A 21503-nucleotide genomic window follows, 5' to 3' on the forward strand; every position below is an offset into this window, starting at 1 on the left:
ATGAGCAAATACGACTATGACCTGATCATCATCGGCTCGGGCCCATCGGGCCGCGCGGCGGCGATTCAGGCGGGCAAGCTGAAACGCAAGGTTCTGGTGGTTGACCGCCGTGACCGGTTGGGCGGCGTATCGGTGCACACGGGCACGATCCCGTCGAAGACCCTGCGCGAAACGGTACTGAACCTGTCTGGCTGGCGCGAACGCAGCTTTTACGGCCGCTCGTACCGGGTCAAGGACCAGATCCGCGCCGAAGACCTCAAAGCCCGGCTGCACATGACGCTGGACTACGAGGTTGACGTGCTGGAACACCAGTTCAACCGCAACCACGTTGAAACCATGGACGGCGTAGCCCGTTTCGTGGGCCCGCACGAGATCGAGGTCACCGCCGATGCGGGCGACACCACCCGCCTGACGGCCGCGAAATTCCTGATCTCGACCGGGACGAAAACCTATCGCCCCGATTACGTGCCGTTCAACGGCAAGACCATCGTCGACGGGGACGAGTTCCTCGAAATGGCAGAGATCCCGCGTTCGCTCTGCGTGATCGGCGCGGGTGTGATCGGGGTCGAGTATGCCACGATGTTCTCGGCGCTGGATGTGCGGGTGACGTTGATCGAACCGCGCGAGACCTTCCTTGATTTCATCGACAAGACCCTGATCCAAGAATTCACCCACCAGATCCGTGAAAACGGGGTGGATCTGCGCCTGGGCTCGGCCGTGGAAAAGATCGAGGACGCCGGCAAGCATGTCGAGATCACCATGTCAAACGGCCGCCATGTCCGGGCCGAGATGCTGCTGTTCGCGGCGGGCCGCATGGGCAACACCTCGGCGCTCAATCTGGGTGCAGTTGGGATCGAGACCGACCATCGCAACCGCATTTCGGTGGACCGCAAGACCTATCAGACCTCGGTGCCGCATATCTATGCCACCGGCGACGTGATCGGGCATCCATCGCTGGCCTCGACGTCGATGCAGCAGGGCCGCGTGGCCGCCTGCCACGCGCTGGACACCCCCACCCTGCCCGAAAGCCCGTGGTTTCCCTATGGCATCTATTCGGTGCCCGAAATCTCGACCTGCGGCATGTCCGAGGAAGAGCTGCAGGAACGCGGCATTCCCTATGAGGTGGGCGTCGCCCGGTTCCGCGAGACCTCGCGCGGGCATATCATGGGGCTCGAGCATGGGATGCTGAAGATGCTGTTCTCGTTGAAAACCCGCCGGGTGCTGGGCGTGCAGATCGTCGGCGAAGGCGCGACCGAGCTGATCCACATCGCCCAGGCGGTGCTGAACCTGAAGGGCACGGTGGACTATTTCGTGCAGAACACCTTCAACTATCCGACCCTGGCCGAGGCCTACAAGATTGCCGGGCTCGACGCCTTCAACCGGATGCCGATCCCGGACGAGTTCAAGGTGCGCAAATCCGATGCGCCCGAGCCAGCGAAGTTGGCGCCCAAGAAGGCCAAGCAAGCGTGACGACCCTGTATGTCGATGGCGACGCCTGCCCGGTGAAGGCCGAGGCCGAACGCGTCGCCACGCGGCACAAGGTGCCGATGGTGGTGGTCGCGAACGGCGGGCTGCGCCCGTCGGCCAACCCGCTGGTTCAGATCGTGACCGTGGCGCAAGGCGCTGACGAAGCCGACAAGTGGATCGCCGAGCGGTGCGGCGTGGGCGACATCGTCATTACCTCGGACATCCCGTTGGCCGCCAAATGCGTCCAGGCCGGCGCGCGGGTGCTGCGCCCCAATGGCGAGGCCTTCACCGCCGCCAATATCGGTCAGCAACTGGCGATGCGCGATCTGATGGCGGATCTGCGCGCCGCCAACCCGCTGGGCGCCGGGGGCGGTGGCAAACCGTTTTCCAAGGCCGACCGATCGCGGTTTCTGGACGCGCTCGAGCGTGAGATGCGCGCCGCCCTGCGCGGCTGAGTTTGGCCTTGCGTCCCGCCCGGCGGGTTGGTTCAGTCAGCCCCAAACGCAACACAAGCGAACAGGAAATCCCATGCCCGTAGAAGCGGTCGTTTTTGATATCGGCAACGTTCTGATCGAATGGCAGCCCGAGCGGTTTTATGACCGCGTGATCGGCGAGGACCGGCGCCGCGAGATGTTCTCGACCGTCGACCTGCACGGCATGAATGACTTGGTCGATCAGGGGCATCACTTCACCGACACGATCTATGCCTGGGCCGAGAAATACCCCGATTGGCGCGACGAAATCCGCATGTGGCACGACAACTGGATCGAACTGGCCGCGCCCGAGATTCCGCATTCGGTCCGGCTGCAGCGCGCGCTGCGGGCCAAGGGCGTGCCGGTCTTTGCGCTGACCAATTTCGGGGTACAGAATTTCGACTATGCCACCAACGTCTATCCGTTCCTGAACGAGTTCGACCGGCACTATGTCTCGGGGCGGATGAAGATGGTGAAACCGCATGTCCCGATCTACCAGATGGTCGAACAGGATTGCGGCCTGCCGCCCGAGACGCTGCTGTTCACCGACGACCGGATCGACAATATCGAAACCGCCCGTGGCCGTGGATGGCAGACCCACCATTTCGACGGCCCGAAGGGCTGGGCCGAAAGGCTGGTGGCCGAAGGTCTGCTCTCCTTGGACGAGGCCGCCTGATCCTAGGCGGCAGCGGGCTGCGCCGGGTGGTTTTCGCGGATCGGCAGGTGCACGATCGCGCTGAAGGCGCCGATGGCCACGCCGATCCACCAGACCACGGTATAGTCGCCATAAAGGTCATACATGCGGCCGCCCAGCCAGATGCCCAGGAAACTGCCGACCTGATGGCTGAAGAATATGATGCCATACAGCGTGCCCATGTAGCGCAAGCCGTAAAGATGCGCGACGAGGCCCGAGGTCAACGGGATCGTCGCCAGCCATAGTGACCCCATGACCAGCGAGAACAGGATCACGGTCAGAGGCGTGATGGGAAACAGGATGAACGCTGCGGCCGCGATCGTGCGCCCGGTATAAACCGCCGCCAGAAGGTATTTCTTGGGGAAGTGATTGCCCGCCCACCCGGCCAGCAGGGTGCCTCCGATATTGGCGAGCCCGATCAGCGAGATCGCCAGCGCACCCAAAGCAGACGTTGTGGTGATGCCCATCGCATGCAGGACACCGCCAGGTTGGATCGGGCCGCACATCTCGGTCACGAAGGCCGGGAAGTGCGCAGTGATGAAGCCCAGTTGATAGCCGCAGCTGAAAAAACCCAGGAATATCAGCGCATAGGACGGGTCGCGGAAGGCGCGGCCCAGGATCTGGCCCATGCTTTCTTCCAATTCGGCCTTGCTGACCTGCGCGGGTGCGCGCATGAAAGGCAGTGTCAGCACAAGGGCCAGAATGGCAATGGCGAAGATGATGAACACCTGCTGCCACGGCAGAAAGGTCAGCATCCATTCAGCTGTCGGCGCACCGATCACCTGCCCGAAGCTGCCCGCTGCCGTTACGATCGCCAGCGACATCGAGCGGTTCTGATCCGTCGAGGCCCGCCCGACCACCGCCAGCACGACGCCAAAGCCCGTGCCTGCGATACCGAAGCCCACCAGCCAGGCATAAAGCTGATGCCCGAAGGGCGTAACGGACCAAGCCGACAGTACCATCCCCGCCGCATAGGTCAGCGCACCAAGAATGATCGCCCGCCGGTCGCCCATCTTTTCGGCGATGGCGGCAAAGATCGGCTGGCCGATGCCCCAGGCCAGGTTCTGGATCGCGATGGCCAGCGAGAAATCGGTGCGCAGCCAGCCGAACTCCTCGGCGATCGGAATCTGGAACACTCCGAACGAGGCGCGCACGGCGAAGCTGACCGTGATGATCACGCATCCGACGATCAGCACCGGGTTGAGCAGACGGGCGGTTGGGGTCATTGGGCCTCCGGGTTCAGCCCGCCGACAGTATCCGCTTGGGCTCGCTCGTCAATTCAGGAGTTTTGCGGTCACGATTAACCAAAATTGATGCGTGCCGGAGGATGCCTTCTTTTCAATGGCGCGGGCGGGCGCTATGGCTCGGGCCATGACCGACATGATCTCGTTGTACGAGGCCCGCGTTGCCGATGGCACCCTGAACCGCGACGACGCGCAAGAGGCCGTTCTGCCCCAGTTCGAGCGCATCCGGGCGGCTCTGGCCGCGCCGGTGAAACGCGGGCTGTTCCGCAAGGCACCGCCGCCGCCCAAGGGTTTGTACCTGTGGGGCGGCGTGGGGCGCGGCAAGTCCATGTTGATGGACATGTTCGTCGAAACGCTGGGCGAAGTTCCGGCCCGGCGCGTCCATTTCCATGCCTTCATGCAGGAAATCCACGCTGGCATGCATGAGGCGCGCGAAACCGGCGTGCAGGATGCACTGGCGCCGGTGGCGGCCTCGGTCGTGAAATCCGTGCGCCTGCTGGCCTTTGACGAGATGCAGATCACCGACATCACCGACGCGATGATCGTCGGGCGGCTGTTCGACATGCTGCATGCGGGTGGCGTCGTCGTTGTGACCACCTCCAACCGTCATCCCGACGATCTGTACAAGGATGGCCTGAACCGGCAGCTGTTCCTGCCCTTCATCCACCACATCAAGCAGCAGCTCGAAGTGTGGGAACTGACCTCGCCCACGGATTACCGGCAGAACCGGCTCGAGGGCTCGCCGGTCTATTTCACACCCATCGGACCCGAGGCGCGAGAGAAGATCCGGGCCGTGTGGGCCGACCTGTCCGGTGGGCCGGCCGAACCCCTGACCCTGCATGTCAAGGGGCGCGAGGTAGTGTTGCCCGCTTTTCGCAATGGTGTGGCACGGGCCTCGTTCTATGATCTGTGCGGCCGGATGTTGGGGCCGGGGGACTATTTGACCATTGCTGATGCGGTAAAAGTGCTGGTGCTCGAGGACATACCGCGCCTGTCGCGCAACAACTTCAACGAGGCGAAGCGGTTCGTCACGTTGATCGATGCGCTGTACGAGGCGAAGGTGCGGTTGATCTGTTCAGCGGCCGCCGAGCCTGAGATGCTGTATGTCGAGGGGGAAGGTGTTTTCGAGTTCGAGCGCACAGCCTCGCGCCTGCGGGAGATGCAGGCGCAGGACTGGGGACAATAGCGAGCGTTGCCGCTGGCGTAGCTGTGACTCAATGAATGGTCAGCCGTTTTCGCGCAGGATGTTGCCCGCGAGGTAGAGCGAGCCACAGATCAGCACGCGCGCCTGTGGGTCGGCTTTGATGATGGTGTCGAGGGCTTGGGACACACTGCTGGCGGTCGTCGCGGGCAGGTTCACCGATTTGGCGGCGGCGGCGGTTTCTTCGGCGCTCAGCGTATTGGTCTCGCCCGGGATGGAAACGGCGGTCAGGCTGGCAGCTTTCTGGGCCAGCGGGGAGAGGTAGCCGGTTACGTCCTTGGTGTTGAGCATGCCGCAAATCAGGTGTGTGGGTCGCGGGGGCAGCTTGGCCAAGACGTCCGCCAACGCGACGCCGGCGGCGGCGTTGTGGCCGCCGTCCAGCCAGAGTTCGGCCTGGGGCGCCTGTTCGACGAGCGGGCCGGTCTTCAGGCGCTGCATCCGGGCGGGCCATTCGGCGCGGGTGACTGCGGCCTCATAGGCGGCATCGCCCAGGTTGAGATGGCGCAGGACCGCCAGTGCGGCGCCGGCGTTCTGGACTTGGTGCGCGCCCAGCAGGTTCGGCAGCGGCAGGTCGCGCAGGCCGTTTTCGTCCTGATAGATCAGGCTGCCATGTTCCTCGTGGACGTGCCAGTGCTGTCCGTGGGCCAGCAAGGGTGCGCCGAGGCGGGCGGCGGTGGCCTCGATGACCTCCATCGCCTCGTCCGGCTGCGGGCCGACGATGCAGGGCACGCCGCGCTTGATGATGCCGGCCTTTTCGGCGGCGATCTTGGCCAGCGTGTTGCCGAGGAACTGTTCGTGGTCGATCGAGATCGGGGTGATGACCGTGACCGCGGGCTTTGCGATTACGTTCGTGGCGTCGAGTCGTCCGCCAAGTCCGACTTCGAGCAATGTGTAGTCGGCAGGTACACGGGAGAAAGCCAGCAAGGCCGCGCAGGTGGTGATCTCGAAATAGGTGATGTTCTCGCCGCCATTGGCGGTGTAGCACTCATCCAGAACGGCGGTCAGCTTGGGTTCCGAGATCAGCTTGCCCACCAGGCGGATGCGCTCGTGAAAGCGTGCCAGATGCGGCGAGGTGTAGGCATGGGCCGTCAGCCCGGCCCCTTCCAGCCCGGCACGGATCATCGCCTGGGTCGAGCCCTTGCCGTTGGTGCCGGCGATGTGGATCACCGGCGGCAGCTTGTCCTGCGGATTACCCAAAGCTTCGAGCAGACGCCAGACACGGTCCAAGGTCAGGTCGATGATCTTGGGGTGCAGCGCCATCATCCGGTCGAGGATGACGTCGGATGTGGGTGCGGTCATTTCTTGGGCTGGTCTTCGGCAGGCTTGGCCTGCGCGTCAGGCTGTTCGGCCGCGTCCTCGTTCGGGGCGGGCAGATCGCCTTTGACCGCCGGGGGCAGACCCATCAGCATCCGGATGATCGTGATCAACTCGTCCCGCAACTCGGTCCGTTTGGTGACGCGGTCCAGCATGCCGTGATCCAGCAGGTATTCGGCGCGCTGGAAGCCGTCGGGCAGTTTTTCACGGATCGTCTGCTCGATCACGCGGGGGCCAGCGAAACAGATCAGGGCGTTCGGCTCGGCAATATGCACGTCGCCGAGCATCGCGTAGGACGCCGTAACGCCTCCGGTGGTGGGATGGGTCAGAACGACGATATAAGGCAGGCCGGCCTCTTTCAGCATCTCCACCGCGACTGTGGTGCGCGGCATCTGCATCAGGCTGAGGATGCCTTCCTGCATCCGGGCGCCGCCGGCCGCGGAAAACAGGATCAGCGGGCGCTTGAGCTTCACTGCCTCTTGCGCGGCGGCGATGATGGCGTTGCCGACATACATGCCCATCGAACCGCCCATGAACGAGAAATCCTGCGCGGCAGCTACGATCGGCGTACGGCCGATCTCGCCGGTGGCGACCAGCATCGCCTCTTTCTCGCCGGTCTTTTTCTGGGCCGCCTTCATGCGGTCGGGGTATTTCTTCTGATCGCGGAACTGCAGCGGGTCTTCCTTGGGCGCGGGCACTGCGACCTCGGTGAAGATGCCGCCGTCGAACAGGTGCTTGAACCGCTCGCGCGGGGTGATCAGCATGTGGTGTCCGCACTGGGTACAAACGTTCTGGTTGTCCGCCAGTTCACGGTGGAACAGCATCGTTCCGCACTCGTCGCATTTGTGCCAGAGATTCTCGGGCACCTCACGGCGGGAGAAGATCGAGTTGATCCGGGGGCGGACGTAGTTTGTGATCCAGTTCATGTCGGAACCTTGCTGATGCGGGTTGCAGTCAAATAAGACGCTACGGAAGGAAATGCAATCAGCGCCTGAGCGCAAGTCGCGCAACCAGCCAGCTGACGATCATCACCGCGAAATCCACGACAAGCCACTGGCGCAGGATACCGGTGTCCGATGTTTCGAACGGAAGATGATAGAGGGCCAGCCCCCCCAGGCCGTCAGGCAACGATACGATCAGCAAAGCCGTTACATTGTTGGCAAAATGCATGGCGATTGCGGGTCCCAGCGTTCCTGCTCTGGCGGTGATGTCTGCACTAAGAAGGCCAAAGACAAAGGCCCAAACTGCGATCAGGATAGCATTGTCACCGGCGGCAAGAGGTGCGTAGTGCCCGGCAGCAAAAATCAGGGAGGGTACACCCATCCAAATCCACGGGGCCCTGAACCGCGCGGCCAGCGATTGTTGCAGGAACCCGCGGAATAGAATCTCTTCGGCGCTGACCTGAATAAGGACAGCCACCAGCGCCAGCGGCAACAGCAGCAGCCACCTGAAAACCGGCAGGTTTGGCTCCAAGGGCGGTCCCATATCGTATGGGGGCAGAACAAAAAGCAAGGCACCCAGCACGACCAGCGCCCGCAGAACCCGCCAGAATTGCCGTACAGTCAGAATCGGCGCCCCAACCACGGAGATCAGTTTCCGGTGCTGCACCTGTCGCACGGCCAATCCGACGCCCAATGTGGCAAAGGCAAAACTGGAAAGGATGACCAGCAGCGCCAGGGCCGAGGACCCGTCTTCGAAACCGGACACCAGTTCGGCCGAACCAAAGGCGGTTACAGCGGCCAGGAGAACCAGATTCAGTGCCAGCACGACGACCGTGATGATCGCGAACCCGAGCAGCAGCCGCCAGAGTTCGGGATAAGCCCTGGCCGGCGCCACCAGGATTTCGTGCGGGGCATAGGCCGGGTGTGGCTGCGGTTCGCGCATCCTAACCGCCCGCCCCGGTCTCGGCTTCGGGTGTCAACGGGGTGTTCGACAGCAACAGTCGTTCCGAGACGGTTGTCAGATACCCGGCCACCGTTTCGAGTAGGCGCATCGAAACAGCCGCGTCACCCTCTACCACGGCGCGCAGCTCTTCCGCGCCGATCCGCAGGAACGAACAGTCGGTCATTGCGACGAGGTCAAGTTGCCGAGGCGCGCCGGTGATGATCGACAGGTCGCCGATCAGACGGCCTGGCTCGACGACGGAGATGTTGCGCTTTTCGCCGTCCGGCATCGTCCATTCCAGGCTCGCCTGACCTGAGATGCACAGATAGGCCGCGTCAGGCGTTTGCCCGCGCGAGAATATGGTCTGCCCCGCCGCCGCGTCGTACCATTGTGCCGAAAAGGCCAGAAGACGCTGGTGTTTTCCGTCAAGCCTCGAAAACAGTTCGGTTGCCGAAATGATCTTGAGTTTTCGGCTGAAGTCTTCGGGTTGTTCGTCTTCCGCCTCGACCTTGGAACGCGATACACCGTCGATTCGGCCGTCCTTGATTTCCACGTACATGTCATAGGCCTCGGGATGGCCAAAATGATCCTCCATGAAGATCATGACCGAGTCGGGAAGCAACTCACGCAGCTTGAGACGCGTACGCAGCCGGCTTTCCGAATCGTGGCTGGCAAGGACCTTGTCCAGGATCAGGATGTCGGGCCGCTTGATCGCTGCCCGTGAAAACGCGGCACGTTCCTGGAAAACCGTGGGCAGGTTGGCCCCGCCAAGACCGGTCGGCAGATCGTAGATGATAGCCGCCAGGCGACGGGTGAGACCGGCCTCGATCAGGACTTCGGCTACGGCATCCTCGATCTCTTCGGCATGTGCCCCGGCCATCAGCGACACGCGGCCATACAGGGCATTTTCCATGACGGTCAGGCGCGGAACATAGGTTTCGGGTGCCACGGGAATGAACAGCCCGTCGAAAGATGCGTGCAGGTTTTGGGCCTGCGTGCGCCGGATCGAAAGGATCTTTTCCTTGTACTCCTCGGGGAAACTGGGGCCGATCTGTTCGGCGGTCAGCATGAACGGCACCGTCAGCAACAGTGCCATTTCACGTTCGGACAGGGTTGCCTCACCTTTCGACATGCGGCGTTCGTCGATGTCGAGCAGTCGGTGGTACATGTCCTTGGACATGCCCAAACGCAGGAACAGCGGGTGATCCGTCCCTTCTCGGCCGAATGTTTTCCGCAGCGTGCTGAGGACCGCCGTCGCGATGCTTAGGGCGTCCTTGTCCAGATCATGGGCCCGCAGCATGGCAAGAAATCGAGCGTCCCCGGCTAGGATGTCCGGTGAGATGTTGCGCGACGGTGAGGCAAACAGAAGGTTGCCCCCCAAAGGTACGGCCGGGTTGAACCGGTCCGGATCGAACCGGTAAACGTATTTGTCCAAGCCCTTTTCCTTGAGACGCGCTGCAACCTTGTCGCGCGCATCCACGATCGCCTTGGCCAGATGGGGGTGCAGTTCGGGATCGAATTGCGACCGCAACGTCCGCCGGAACATGAATTCGTCGATGCCCATCGCCTCGACCAGTTCGAACCACCAATCCCGGATCTCGTCGATGCTCTGCAGCCCGGCAAGGCGTGGGTCGACCCATTCGTCCTCCAGCAGGTCCGGGGAGTTGCCGGCGCGCACGGCTTCGACCTGATAACGTGATGGAGCCTTCAGAGCTTCGGTCTCGTGCTGGGGATGGGGACGCAAAGGCATCAGCAGGTTGTCCCCAAGCGTGCCGTTGAACAAGTAGGGTCGCGAGTGGGCATAGCCGACACGGGCGGCGATCACCGCCTGATGGAGTTCGCGAAGGTTGTGCCCAGACAGAAGGACCTCGCCCTGAACCGGCAGAATCTCGCGGATCAGCAACTGGGCCAGCGCCTGTCTTTCCGAGTCGTGCGAGGCCTTGATGGCGACCCGAGCGCTCTTTGGGATCGTCAGGTCGATGTCTTCAAGGATCAGCTTGCCGTCCTCGTCGCGCACCGTGACATTGCGCAATTCGATGTCGCCCTGCAGGTGCGGGATGCTCTCCGGTTCGCCATAGAACAGTTCTTCGGGGATCATGTTCTCGGGTGCAAACCGTTCGGTGACGACCTGCCAGCGCAACGACATGTCCTGAACCTGATTGTAATAGGTCAGCAGATCGCGCCAAGGGCCGCTGAGGTCCTTGTACGCCCCCAGCGCCGCAACCAGCGCACCGACTGTCACTTCGCCCGTGATAGCGAGATAGCCTCCGACCGAATAGAACAGGAACGGCGTCATCTGCGTGATCAGGTTGTTGAGGAACTTCATGAAGAATTTCTTGTTGTAGATCCGAACCCGGATATCGAACAAGGTTCCCAGACGATGACTGAACTGCGCCAGCCGATAGCGCCAACCACCGTTCGCGCGCAGGTCGCTGATACCGGCAGCGGTTTCACCGATCTCGGTGCTCAGGTGACGGATCTCCTGAATACGGTCCTTGTTCAAAAGGTTGATCTGACGCTGCAGGCGCGGGATCAGCCAGGCTTGCAGCGGAATCAGCGCGATCGAGGCCAGCCCGAACCAGACGCTCTGCATGAACAGGAAAGTGACAATCGTCATCATCTGACCGAACTGAAAAACCGGCTGGGCGATCGCGTCGCCCATCAGTCCACCCATCGGTTCCGCTTCGGACGATATCATCGACACCAGCTCGCCCTGGCTTGTGGTCGAGAAATACGGTTTGGGGAAGCGCAGCATCCGGCTGATCAGGGTGAATCTGAGCCGACGCAACATGCGTTCGGCCAGGATCCCCTTCATGGTGTTGATGCGCATCTTCATGAGGCCGCCAGCCAGGACGGTTCCCAAGAACGCAAAACACAGGATCAGCAGGTATTGGACCTGGGTCACCTTCGTGCCGAACAGCGTTACCGTGTTTCCGGTCGCGCCGATGGCGTCGTTGATGATCTGCTTGGGCAATTCAAGCGAGGCATAGAGAAACGGAAACGAAAGTACGGTCAACAGCAGAAGAATGAACTGCTGTTTCTTGGAATGTTTCCAGATGAACGCGAATAGGGTGGGTTCCATGCCCCGGCCTCGTCTTGTTTTTTGGACTGCGGCCCGTTGCGGAGGATCCACGGCGACCGGGTGACTGACGGTAAGCTTTGCCCCGTGCTATTTCAAGAACGTGCCCCGGCGTGATCTTGCAAAAATCCGGCCGGCACGACCGGCGTCGTTCACAATTCGGGAATTTTGCAGTGCTATCTGTCGAAGGCGGGTTTATTCCGCCCGCGGAATCCGACTAAAGAGGTGCAGTTTCAAGCACTGGGCACATGAGCAGACTTCTGGATCGGTATTTCAGCCGCAAGGCAGTTGGGCATTGGAAACGGACGGCGCAGAACGCGCCGCACGAAGACCTGCCCCTGCTTCGCCAGCAGCGTGATCAGGCGCGGGTTCTTCGCGCCCAACTTGATCGGCTGATCCAGATTGCGGACGGGCGCCTGACCCGCCCGCATATCGGCACCCAGAATTTCCCCAGACCGCTTGGCACGGATTGGGCATGGCGCCCGGATTTGTGGGGCAGCCCCCTGCCCGTTACGGGCCTGGTATCATTGTCTCGCAAGGCGCAGCTTGATGACAGTGTGGCGCTTTTCCATGACTGTCCGCTGGACGAGATTGCAATCCGGCAAATCCGCAACAGCGGGGAAAAGGACCTGGCGCCTTTCAGCCTGGCGATCGACGTATTCACCTTTCAAGGCTCGTTCCTCTCCGTGTCTGTCGAGCTTCCGGGCAGCGCCGCCGAGGGTCTGACGCGACAACACCTCGTCCGGACCCATGTGACGGTCGACAGTGAACGCCCGGCCGAGGTCTTTGCCAGGCTGAATATCCAGAATGGACCGAATACCGAGCAGGTGCTGCGAAAGCTGGAACCGCAACATGCGACATCCGACATCGATTTTGATCTTGCGCATCTGTCCTTGAACGAACGTCGCATCGAGAAGATGTGGCTGGACCTTATCATCCAGGATCCTGGTATGAACCGTGTGGTGCTGCGGGATTTGACCCTGTGCCGCCATCATCGCGCTGACTTGTGAAGGGAAAGGCCATGGTGGAAACAAAACTCGTCCCGATCCGGTTCGAAGACGGCGTATGGGAAGGCCACTTTTCAGGAAGTACCGCACCCCAACTTGAAGCCCGGTACCGGGATCAGGTCCTGCAAGGTATCGAGGTTTCCGAGGCCGAAGGTGGCTGGCATGTTCGGGTTCCCGTACCAACGGTCCTGTTGTCCGAAGGTGTCCACAGTGTGATTATCCTCGACAGCGCTTCACAGGAAAAAGTGGGCGACATCACCGTAATCGCGGGCGCGCCGGCCGTAGGCGATATCCGAGCCGAGATGGACCTGCTGCGCGCCGAACTTGATCTTCTGAAGCGCGTGGTGCGTCGGTTGAGCGCTGGTCAGGGTTGATCGGCCAAATGCCTGCAGGATCTACGTAATCGAAACCTGCTTGGACGCATTCCTATCTTTTTTGCTGAATTCATGCATGATTGAGCCGCCAAGGAAACTCAGGGGGCCGAATGGAACGTGACAGCATTATCAAGGTCATAGCGCTGATGGTAACGGCGTTTGGCATCGGCATAGACTTTACCGGTGCGCTGATGCTGGTTCCGGCGATCGAAAACTCGTTTGATGCCGATATCACGAGTACTCAGTGGGTGTTGAACATCTACGCGCTGTTCTTCGCCATGACGATGGTCGCAGGCGGCCGGCTGGGCGATATGTACGGTCATCGCAAGATCATGATCATCGGATTGTCGCTGTTTCTTTTCGCCTCGGTCATGTGTTTCGTATCTCCCAGCCTTGATTTCCTGATCGGCGCACGCGCGCTTCAAGGTATCGGCGCGGGATGCGTGTGGCCGTGCACGCTGGCCTTCGGGGCAACGAGGGTATCCCGTGAGGAACACCGTGCGATGGTCATGGGGTTGATCCTTGCCGGTGTCACGACGGGCAACGTATTTGGTCCGATGATCAGCGGGTTTGTCGTCAATCTTGGGGATTGGCGCCTGTTCTTTCTGGCGAATGTCGTCTTCTCGTGCATCTCGATGGCCACGGCAGTCCTGCTGATGCAGCGTGACAAGACCCACAAGACGGGTGAGCACATCGACTTTGCCGGAATGGGTGTCCTTTCTTTTGCTGTCCTGCTGCTGCTGTACGCGCTTGATGTCGGGTCGGACTGGGGCTGGCTGTCGGTTCCGCTGATGTTTCTGTTTTTCCTCAGCGCGTCGCTGTTTCTGTTGTTCCCACGCGTGGAAAAACGGGTGAAAGAACCGCTATTGCTGCCGCAGATGATGCAAAATCCGCAATTTCGCATCACCTTGGGGCTGAACATGTTCAACGTCTCGGCGGCCTTTGTGGGATTGCTGTATTTTCCGCAATATATGCAAAAGGTTCTTGGTTGGTCAGTGTTTGAATCCGCTCTGGGCCTTGCGCCGCTGACCGTTCTTTTGGCGGTCGGGTCGATCGTCTCTGGCACCTTGTACAATGATTTCGGACCCAAGCGCCTGCTGTTCTGGGGGTATCTCTGCGCTACGATAGGCGCGGCCAGTGTCGTCGTGATGCCGGCCGGGCTGGGGTATTTCCATATTCTTCCGGGGATGGCTCTGATCGGGTTGGGAGCGACACTGACGGTTGGCCCGTCGGGCACCGCCGCCGTTTGCGCCGTCAAGCCCGAACGCGCCGGCCTGGTTGGCGGTCTGAGCTTCATGGTGCACTTGGTCTATGGCGCCATTTCGGTCGCCTGCGCGACGGCCATCATGTACATGGTCAGCCTGTCCAGCTTCCGCGAGCACCTTGCCAAAGCTGGCATCGACATGTCCCTAGCCGATCAAAAAGCCATCAATGGCGGTACTTTGACGACCAAGACCGCGCAGGCTGTCATGCAGAAATTCAGCGCGCCCGAGGCCGAAAAGATCAAATCCGCGTTGTCGATGGCCTTTGACAGCGGGATGGACATGGCTTTTGTCTTTTCAACGCTGTCGGTGTCCATAGGGCTGGTTCTGGCGCTGATGCTTGACGAAAAGAAACTGCACAAAATCGAGAGCTGAGCCAAAAGAAAAGGCCGCGGAAAACCGCGGCCCTTCGGTCATTGTTTGCGCAGCTTACTGCGATGCCCGCTCTGTCGGATTGAAGGCGGACAGGCCTTTGAGAATGTCGATCGCATAGGCCAACTGGTAGTCTTCGTTGCGCAGTTCGGCGGTTTCTTCCGCTTTGGTGCGGTCTTCCTCGATCTGGCGGATTTCATCCTCGGTCAAACTGTCATTGTTCAGGCTGCCCCGCAGGTCGGCCTCGGACCGGGTGCGGGCGTTGCTTTCTTCCTCTTCCTCAGCCTCGGGACGGACGCGGGGCTGTTCCACGATGATGTCGGGGCTGACACCCAAAGCCTGGATCGACCGACCCGACGGGGTGTAGTAGCGCGAGGTGGTCAGACGCATCGCCCCGTCGCCACGCAGCGGCATCACGGTTTGAACCGATCCTTTGCCGAAGCTTTTGGTGCCGACGACGATCGCGCGGTGGTGATCCTTCAATGCACCTGCAACAATTTCGGAAGCCGACGCCGATCCGCCGTTGATCAGCACTACGATCGGCTTGCCTTGGGCAAGATCACCCGGGGTTGCGTTGAAGCGTTCACCATCTTCGGGATTGCGCCCACGGGTCGAGACGATCTCGCCTTCGTTCAGGAATGCGTCCGATACCTTGATGGCTTGGGTCAACAGCCCGCCGGGGTTGTTGCGCAGGTCCAGAACAAAGCCGTTCACCTTGTCGATGCCGCCAGCTTCGGCGATCTGCTTTTCCATCCCCTCTTTCAGGTTCGGGAAGGTCTGATCGTTGAAGGTGGTCACACGAAGCACCACGCTGGCGCCTTCGGTGCGGGCGCGAACGGCGGTCAGTTTGATCGTGTCGCGGATGATGGTCACATCGAATGGATCGGGTTCGCCTTCCCGCACGACGGTGATCACGATTTCCGAACCGACCGGGCCGCGCATCAGGTCGACGGCCTTGTCCAGCGTCAGGCCCAGGATGCTTTCGCCGTCCACATGAGTAATGAAATCGCCGGCCTCGATGCCCGCTTCGTCCGCAGGCGTGCCGTCAATTGGCGAGACGACTTTGACGAAGCCATCCTCTTGGGTGACCTCGATGCCCAGCCCACCGAATTCACCGCGCGTCTGCACGCGCATCTGCTCGGCGTCGTCCGGGGAAAGATAGCTTGAATGCGGATCCAGCGACGTCAACATGCCGTCGATCGCAGCCTCGATCAGTTCTTCGGGGGCAACTTCCTCAACATACTGGGCGCGGATCCGTTCGAAGATGTCTCCGAACAGGTCAAGTTGTTCATACACTCCGGCCTTGTTTTCGGCCTCTTGCGCCAGCAGTGGCCCGGCGATCTGGGTAGTCGCAATAATCCCTGCCACGGTGCCGGCCAGACCGGCCATCACAAATCTCTTCATACTCGTCTATCCATCCTTGTCAGTCCGGAACCATGATTCCGGATCCACGGGGCTATTGTTCTCTCTTACCTCTATATAGAGCGTTTCTGGACGATCAGTTCCAGTGCCATCACCGCTTGTTGACAAAATCGCGCCGATTTCTGGTGTTTGACCGGGCATCAGGCCCACTGGTGTTCCTTCGGGGATCACCTGACCGGGGTCCCCATACACCTCCTGAAGGCCGGAGAAGACAAAAAGCAAACCGGGCTGCGGTTCCAGGATCACAAGGTTTCCAAGGTCCAGAAGCGGCCCTCGGTATCGGATCGTGGCCGCTGTGGGCGACAGCACCAATGCACGTGGTCTGGTTCCCAGTACAAGCCCCGGACGCGTGACCCCTGCGGCGTCCGTTTCGCCGGAACGATGGAGTATGACGCCTTGGGTCGGCAGCGGAATCTGTCCTTTCAGTTGGGACACATCCGCGTTCGAGGCTATGATTTCTCCATCCGATATCTCAGATAGACCGCTGGCGAAACCATCCAGAGTCTCCGTTGATGAGATCAGGATGGCTGTCCGTACCGGGTCTTCAATGAAGCGGCGCGGCAGGTCGGTACGGTCCGCTATGGCCTCGCTCAGCTTCGTCCTGGCGTTCTGCACGCCTTCCAACCCTTCGGTCAGCGTGTCCGCAGCGCTTTGTTGCAAGCGGCGCAGGGTCTGCACCTCGTCCAGATCCCGGGCCAGCGCCTGGGCTCTGGTGTTCAGGCCAGGGGTGACTTCGGACAGCATCATCCCGGTGCGCGCCGCCCCCAGCGGCCCGGCCGGGTGCAGCATCAGAACCGGTGGCGCCGTGGTTTCGATGGTTTGCAGCACGCCCAGCAACTGGCGGATTTCGCGTTCGCGCGCGTTCAACTCGGCGGTCAGCTGGCTTTCGCGCAAAGCCGCCCGTCGCAGCCCGTCGCGCATGGCGGCCAGCCCGGCCTCGTAGGCCTGGATCGTCTCGGTCAGGGCACGCACGCGGTCGCGGGCGGTTTCGGCCTCGGTCAGCGCGATCGAGGCCTGTTCCAGCATCTGCGCTGCCTCCAGTGCCGCCTGCGCGGGGTCCGGCGCGGCCCGGACCGCCTGCCCCGCCATCAGGGCCGCCAGAAGAAGCGCGCGCAGCCTCATGACAGCAGGCTCTGACCCGTCATTTCCGGCGGCTTGGGCAGGCCCATCAGGTCCAGCACCGTAGGCGCCAGATCGGACAGGCGACCTTCGCGCAGGGTTGCGCCCTCGGGTCCGCCAACCAGCGCCACGGGTACCGGGTTCAGGGTGTGAGCGGTATGCGGCCCGCCTGTTTCGGGGTCGATCATGGTTTCGCAGTTGCCGTGATCGGCCGTCACGATCATGGCACCGCCTGCCTTTTCAAGCGCGGCGACCACGCGGGACAGGCCTTGGTCAACGGCCTCGCAGGCCTTGATCGCGGCCTGCAGGTCACCGGTATGGCCCACCATGTCGGGGTTGGCATAGTTGGTGACGATCAGGTCATAGCCGCCCTCGATCGCCTCGACGAAATTGTCCGTCACCTCTCCGGCCGACATCTCGGGCTGCAGATCATAGGTCGCCACCTTGGGCGACGGGGCCATATAGCGATCCTCGCCGGGCTCGGGGGTTTCCTTGCCGCCGTTCAGGAAGAACGTGACATGGGGGTATTTCTCGGTTTCGGCCAGGCGGAACTGGCGCAGGCCCTGCTTGGCAACCCATTCGCCCAGCGTGTTCACGATCTCGCGCTTGGGGAAAACGGTCGTCATGTAGGCATTGTGGCCGTCGGAATATTCCACCATGCCCAGCAGCGCCGGCAGGTGCGGGCGCGGGCCGGTGTCGAATTCGGCGAAATCAGGTTCGGCAATGGCGCGCAGGATCTCGCGGGCGCGGTCGGCGCGGAAGTTGAGGCAGAAGAACCCGTCACCGTCGCGGACGCCGTCGTAGCCGGGCAGAACCGTGGGCGCGATGAACTCGTCCGTTTCGCCCCGGTCGTAGGCGGCCCGAATCGCAGCGCTTGCGGTATCGGCCTGCCCACCCTGCCCTTTGATGATCGCGTCATAGGCGCGACCGACCCGTTCCCACCGGTTGTCGCGGTCCATGGCATAATACCGCCCCGAGACGGTGACGACGCGCGCGTTCGCAGGCAGGCGGCGCTCCAGCTCGGCCAGGAAGTCCAGCGCCGATTTCGGGGCCACGTCGCGTCCGTCGGTGATGGCGTGCAGCGCCACCGGCACGCCCGCCTCGGTGATCGCTGTCGCGGCGGCGACGATATGGTTCAGGTGCCCATGCACCCCGCCATCCGAGACCAGCCCCATCAGATGCGCGATTCCGCCCGCCGCCTTCACCTTGGCGATGAAGTCCTGCAGTGCGGCATTTTCGAAGAACGAGCCGTCTTCGATCGCAAGATCGATCTGGCCCAGATCCATCGCCACGACCCGCCCGGCCCCGATATTGGTATGGCCGACCTCGGAATTACCCATCTGGCCGCTGGGCAGGCCCACATCCGGGCCATGGGTGATCAGCCGCGCGTGCGGACCCTTGGACATGATCGCGTCGAAGGTGGGCGTGTGGGCCAGATAGGGCGCGTTGGCCTGCGTGTCGTCGGACAGGCCCCAGCCATCGAGGATACACAGGACGACGGGTTTGGGTGCGCTCATGTCGGGTCTCCGGTAACTGCTCTTGTCCGTTCTTCTATCCCCTGCCCGCCGCATCGTGAACCGCCTTTTGCGGCGATGCGCCCCGCGCGGGACTATTTCCTGATCTGCTGCCAGGGCCGCGCCTTGCGGCCGCGATACTTGACCGTCAGTTCAGGCGGGGCGTCGCTTTCGTCATAGGCCCCAAGGACCACGCCCTTGCCGCGACTTTTGGTGCGCATCTCGACCAGCTCGGTCGCCGAGCGCGTGGTGCGCTGCGACGGACGCCGGGCCCAGGCGAACAGGTGGTCATACATCTGCGCGATCACATCAGCATGGTCCGCGCTGTCGCCCAGATCGGTCAGCTCGCCGGGGTCGTTTTCCAGATCGAACAGGATCGGGCGGAACCCGCCTTCGCAATGGATCAGCTTCCATTTTTTCGTGGCCACCATGAACATCGCCGCATCGCGCACCGAAACGCCCAGTGTTTCCGCGATGGGCGAGGCCGAATAGTCGTATTCGCAGATCGCGAATTTGCGCGGGGTCTCGTCCGCCCGCCCGTGCAGGATGGGCAGCAGCGAGTGGCCTTCTAGGATATGATCAGGCACCGCACCGCCCGCGACCTCGACGAAAGTGGGGGCCAAGTCGATCGACTCGACCAGCGCGTCGCAGGTGGTGCCGCGCGTGGCATCGGCCTGTTCGGACGGGTCAAAAATGATCAGCGGCACCTTGGTCGAAGCGTCGTGGAAGAACGTCTTTTCGCCCATCCAGTGATCGCCCAGAAAATCGCCATGGTCCGAGGTCAGCACGATCATCGTGTCGTCCATGCGGCCGGTCTGCTCCATCCAGTCCAGCAGCCGCCCGATCTGGTCGTCGGCCTGCTTGATCAGGCCCATATAGGCGGGGATCACGGCCTCGCGCACATCCTGCCGCCAGAAGGTCTGACCGATCTTGGTGTGCATGAAGGCGCTCAGCACGGGGTGTGCCGCCGCCCGTTCGGCCTCGGACCGGTTGGCGGGCAGAACCTGTTCGGGTCCGTACATCGAGGCATAGGGCTCGGGGACGATATAGGGCCAGTGGGGCTTTATGTAGCTCAGGTGGCAGCACCACGGGCCGTCATGGGTTTCCATGAATTCCATGCCGCGCGTGGTCAGATAGGGGGTCTCGCTGTCCTCTTCGGCGATGTTCGCGGCCTGCGGCGCGTTTTTCAGGAACCAGCCGGACAGCACGTTGCCGTCCTCGTCCAGCCCGGAATTGGCAAAGTCGTGCCAGGGGTTGTCGCTGTCATACCCCTTGTCAGCCAGCCAAGAGTTATAGGCGCGGGCCCCGTCGGGGTCATAGAACCCGTCGGGGCCTTCGGGGCGCATCCCGTCGTCGCGCTCGTACACGTCAAAACCGCATTCGGCCACCCGCGCGCCGATCAGGCTGTCGGGTTCCAGGCCCAGCCGCGCCATGCCCTCGGCGTCGGCGCGCATATGGGTTTTGCCGACCAGCCAGCAGTCCATCCCCGCCTTGCGCAGATGGTCGCCCATGGTCAGCTCACCCACCTTCAGCGGGATGCCGTTCCATGAGGCGCCATGCGACTGCACATAGCGCCCGGTATAGGTGGACATGCGCGAGCTGCCGCAGATCGGCGACTGGATATAGGCCCGCGTGAACCGCATGCCGCGCGCGGCCAGCCGGTCGATATTGGGCGTGTGCAGATGTGGATGGCCGTAACAGCTCAGGTAATCCCAGCGCAGCTGGTCGAACATGATGAACAGGATGTTGCGGGCCTTGGCCATTCAGTGCTGCGCGCCCTTGCTTTCCATCTGTTCCACCATCCGGCGGGCGCGCTTGCATTGCAGCTTGTCACGCAGGGGGCTGTTGGGGTCCACGTCTTTTTGGCACACCACGCATTTGTCGGCGCCCGAGATCGCGTTCAGCCCGCCGCAACTGCCCTTGATGGTCTTGCCCATCAGTATCACGCCCAGCGACATGCCGACCATGATGATCAGCAGCAGAACAAACGCGAGGATAAAGGTGCTCATCGGTCGTCCCGCCCTTCAGTTCGATCCCAGCGCATCCTTGAACGCGCTGCTTTGTACCGTGATATAGGCATCTTCGCCGCCTGTCACATCCCGCGAGATGAAAAACACTGCCAAACCCAGCTGATCGGCCAGTTTCAGCCCCCGCTCCTGCCCCAGCGCCAGCATCGCAGTGGCCCAGGCATCGGCCATCATCGCGTTTTCGGCCAGAACCGTGACCGAGGTCGTCCGATGCGTGATCGGGCGTCCGGTGATCGGGTCGATGATGTGCGAATACCGCACCCCGTCCTGTTCGAAGAAGTTCTTGTAGTCGCCCGAGGTCGCCATGCCGCGGTTGTCCAACGGCACGATGAACTGGATGGTCTGCGATCCGGTTTCGGGCTTTTCGATGCCGATGCGCCAGGCCTGGTCCTTGTCGTTCTGACCGCGGGCCACCAGATCGCCGCCGATCTCGACCATGTAGTTCTCGATGCCGGCTTCTTGCAGCGTCTCGGCCACGGCGTCGATCCCGTAGCCCTTGGCGATGGCCGACAGGTTGATCCCCACGCCCGGCAGCGCCTTGGCCAGCGCCCCGGCCTGCGCATCCAGCGTCAGCAGGCGGGCCTGCCCCACCTGTTCCAGCGCCGCCGCGATCTCGGCATCCGACGGAACCGGGTCTTCGGGCTTGCGCGGGCCGAAGCCCCACAGCTCGATCAACGGGCCGAGGGTCACGTCGAAAACGCCGCCGCTTTGCTCGTGCACCTGGTTGGCCGCCGCGATCACATAGGCGAATTCCTGTGACACCGGCATCGGGTCGGTGCTGGCCGAGGCGGAAAAGACCGAGACTTCGGAATTCGGGTCCCAGTTGGACATCTTGGCATTCACCTGCGCCAGCGTGTCCTCCACGGAGGCGGACAGAGCAGCCTCGTCCAGATCCTCGCCGATTGCGGTGATGTGATATGTCGTGCCCATGGTTTCGCCGGACAGACGGACGATCTCGGGCTCCTCGTCGAACAGACAGCCAGAAACAACAAGCGGCAGGGCCAGAGCAAGCAGTCGGCGCATTGGGCGATCTCCTGGAAATGTGTTGCC

The 21503-nt window shown here is 62.1% G+C and carries 18 protein-coding genes; 7 read left to right on the forward strand and 11 right to left on the reverse strand.

What is annotated here, in order from left to right; genetic code table 11:
- The 3 genes from sthA (at position 1) to GOW72_RS14260 (ending at position 2616) form a co-directional block, all read left to right on the forward strand.
- Positions 1-1470, forward strand: a complete 1470-nt coding sequence (sthA, locus tag GOW72_RS14250; RefSeq protein ID WP_170367282.1) for a Si-specific NAD(P)(+) transhydrogenase — start codon at positions 1-3, stop codon at positions 1468-1470.
- Positions 1467-1922, forward strand: a complete 456-nt coding sequence (locus GOW72_RS14255) for a YaiI/YqxD family protein (RefSeq protein ID WP_170367283.1) — start codon at positions 1467-1469, stop codon at positions 1920-1922. Before sthA ends, GOW72_RS14255 begins: the two co-directional genes overlap by 4 nt.
- A gap of 73 nt (positions 1923-1995) precedes the next feature.
- Positions 1996-2616 carry an HAD family hydrolase gene (locus tag GOW72_RS14260; RefSeq protein WP_170367284.1) on the forward strand — a complete coding sequence of 207 codons (621 nt, stop codon included), beginning with the start codon at positions 1996-1998 and terminating at the stop codon, positions 2614-2616.
- A gap of 2 nt (positions 2617-2618) precedes the next feature.
- Here GOW72_RS14260 and GOW72_RS14265 read toward each other — a convergent pair whose 3' ends face one another.
- A complete protein-coding gene (locus GOW72_RS14265; RefSeq protein WP_170367285.1) occupies positions 2619-3860 on the reverse strand; it encodes an MFS transporter in 1242 nt (413 codons plus the stop codon).
- A gap of 145 nt (positions 3861-4005) precedes the next feature.
- Between GOW72_RS14265 and zapE the strand changes: the two genes are divergently transcribed.
- On the forward strand, positions 4006-5064 hold the full coding sequence (gene zapE, locus GOW72_RS14270; protein WP_170367286.1) for a cell division protein ZapE: 1059 nt from the start codon (positions 4006-4008) through the stop codon (positions 5062-5064).
- Between the two features lie 39 nt (positions 5065-5103).
- Here the strand turns inward: zapE and GOW72_RS14275 are convergent, their stop codons facing one another.
- Genes GOW72_RS14275 through GOW72_RS14290 form a run of 4 tightly spaced genes read right to left on the reverse strand, consistent with a single transcriptional unit; the run spans position 5104 to position 11359 of the window.
- On the reverse strand, positions 5104-6378 hold the full coding sequence (locus tag GOW72_RS14275) for a bifunctional folylpolyglutamate synthase/dihydrofolate synthase (protein WP_170367287.1): 1275 nt from the start codon (positions 6376-6378) through the stop codon (positions 5104-5106).
- Positions 6375-7319, reverse strand: coding sequence for an acetyl-CoA carboxylase, carboxyltransferase subunit beta (gene accD, locus GOW72_RS14280; RefSeq protein ID WP_170359459.1), 945 nt, complete (start codon positions 7317-7319; stop codon positions 6375-6377). The genes GOW72_RS14275 and accD overlap by 4 nt, the downstream gene beginning before the upstream one ends.
- Before the next feature lie 58 nt (positions 7320-7377).
- Entirely contained in the window at positions 7378-8277 is a 900-nt protein-coding gene (locus tag GOW72_RS14285; protein ID WP_170367288.1) for a CPBP family intramembrane glutamic endopeptidase, read from the reverse strand.
- A 1-nt stretch (position 8278) separates the two neighbouring features.
- Positions 8279-11359, reverse strand: coding sequence for an ABC transporter transmembrane domain-containing protein (locus GOW72_RS14290; protein ID WP_170367289.1), 3081 nt, complete (start codon positions 11357-11359; stop codon positions 8279-8281).
- Between the two features lie 245 nt (positions 11360-11604).
- Between GOW72_RS14290 and GOW72_RS14295 the strand changes: the two genes are divergently transcribed.
- The 3 genes from GOW72_RS14295 to GOW72_RS14305 all read left to right on the forward strand — a co-directional run bounded on the left by GOW72_RS14295 (position 11605) and on the right by GOW72_RS14305 (position 14374).
- Positions 11605-12366, forward strand: coding sequence for a DUF6478 family protein (locus GOW72_RS14295; protein WP_170359453.1), 762 nt, complete (start codon positions 11605-11607; stop codon positions 12364-12366).
- Positions 12367-12377: 11 nt separating this feature from the next.
- The gene (locus tag GOW72_RS14300) at positions 12378-12737 is read left to right on the forward strand and encodes a hypothetical protein (RefSeq protein WP_170341499.1); all 360 of its coding nucleotides are present in this window, start codon (positions 12378-12380) and stop codon (positions 12735-12737) included.
- A 110-nt stretch (positions 12738-12847) separates the two neighbouring features.
- Positions 12848-14374 (forward strand): MFS transporter, encoded by a 1527-nt coding sequence (locus GOW72_RS14305; protein ID WP_170359451.1) that lies wholly within the window; start codon positions 12848-12850, stop codon positions 14372-14374.
- 54 nt (positions 14375-14428) lie between these two features.
- On the opposite strand, the gene GOW72_RS14310 is transcribed toward GOW72_RS14305, so the two are convergent.
- The 6 genes from GOW72_RS14310 to GOW72_RS14335 all read right to left on the reverse strand — a co-directional run bounded on the left by GOW72_RS14310 (position 14429) and on the right by GOW72_RS14335 (position 21476).
- On the reverse strand, positions 14429-15775 hold the full coding sequence (locus GOW72_RS14310) for a S41 family peptidase (protein WP_093963348.1): 1347 nt from the start codon (positions 15773-15775) through the stop codon (positions 14429-14431).
- Between the two features lie 6 nt (positions 15776-15781).
- Positions 15782-16915 (reverse strand): murein hydrolase activator EnvC family protein, encoded by a 1134-nt coding sequence (locus GOW72_RS14315; RefSeq protein WP_170367290.1) that lies wholly within the window; start codon positions 16913-16915, stop codon positions 15782-15784.
- The gene (gpmI, locus tag GOW72_RS14320) at positions 16912-18429 is read right to left on the reverse strand and encodes a 2,3-bisphosphoglycerate-independent phosphoglycerate mutase (protein WP_170367291.1); all 1518 of its coding nucleotides are present in this window, start codon (positions 18427-18429) and stop codon (positions 16912-16914) included. The genes GOW72_RS14315 and gpmI overlap by 4 nt, the downstream gene beginning before the upstream one ends.
- Positions 18430-18521: 92 nt before the next feature.
- Complete coding sequence (locus tag GOW72_RS14325; RefSeq protein WP_170367292.1) at positions 18522-20189, reverse strand: sulfatase-like hydrolase/transferase; 1668 nt, start codon at positions 20187-20189, stop codon at positions 18522-18524.
- Positions 20190-20435 (reverse strand): (Na+)-NQR maturation NqrM, encoded by a 246-nt coding sequence (nqrM, locus tag GOW72_RS14330; protein WP_170367293.1) that lies wholly within the window; start codon positions 20433-20435, stop codon positions 20190-20192.
- Between the two features lie 15 nt (positions 20436-20450).
- Complete coding sequence (locus GOW72_RS14335; protein WP_170367294.1) at positions 20451-21476, reverse strand: FAD:protein FMN transferase; 1026 nt, start codon at positions 21474-21476, stop codon at positions 20451-20453.
- Positions 21477-21503: the final 27 nt, after the last annotated feature.

This window comes from Ruegeria arenilitoris, assembly GCF_013032855.1.
GTDB classification, from domain to species: Bacteria; Pseudomonadota; Alphaproteobacteria; order Rhodobacterales; family Rhodobacteraceae; genus Ruegeria; species Ruegeria arenilitoris.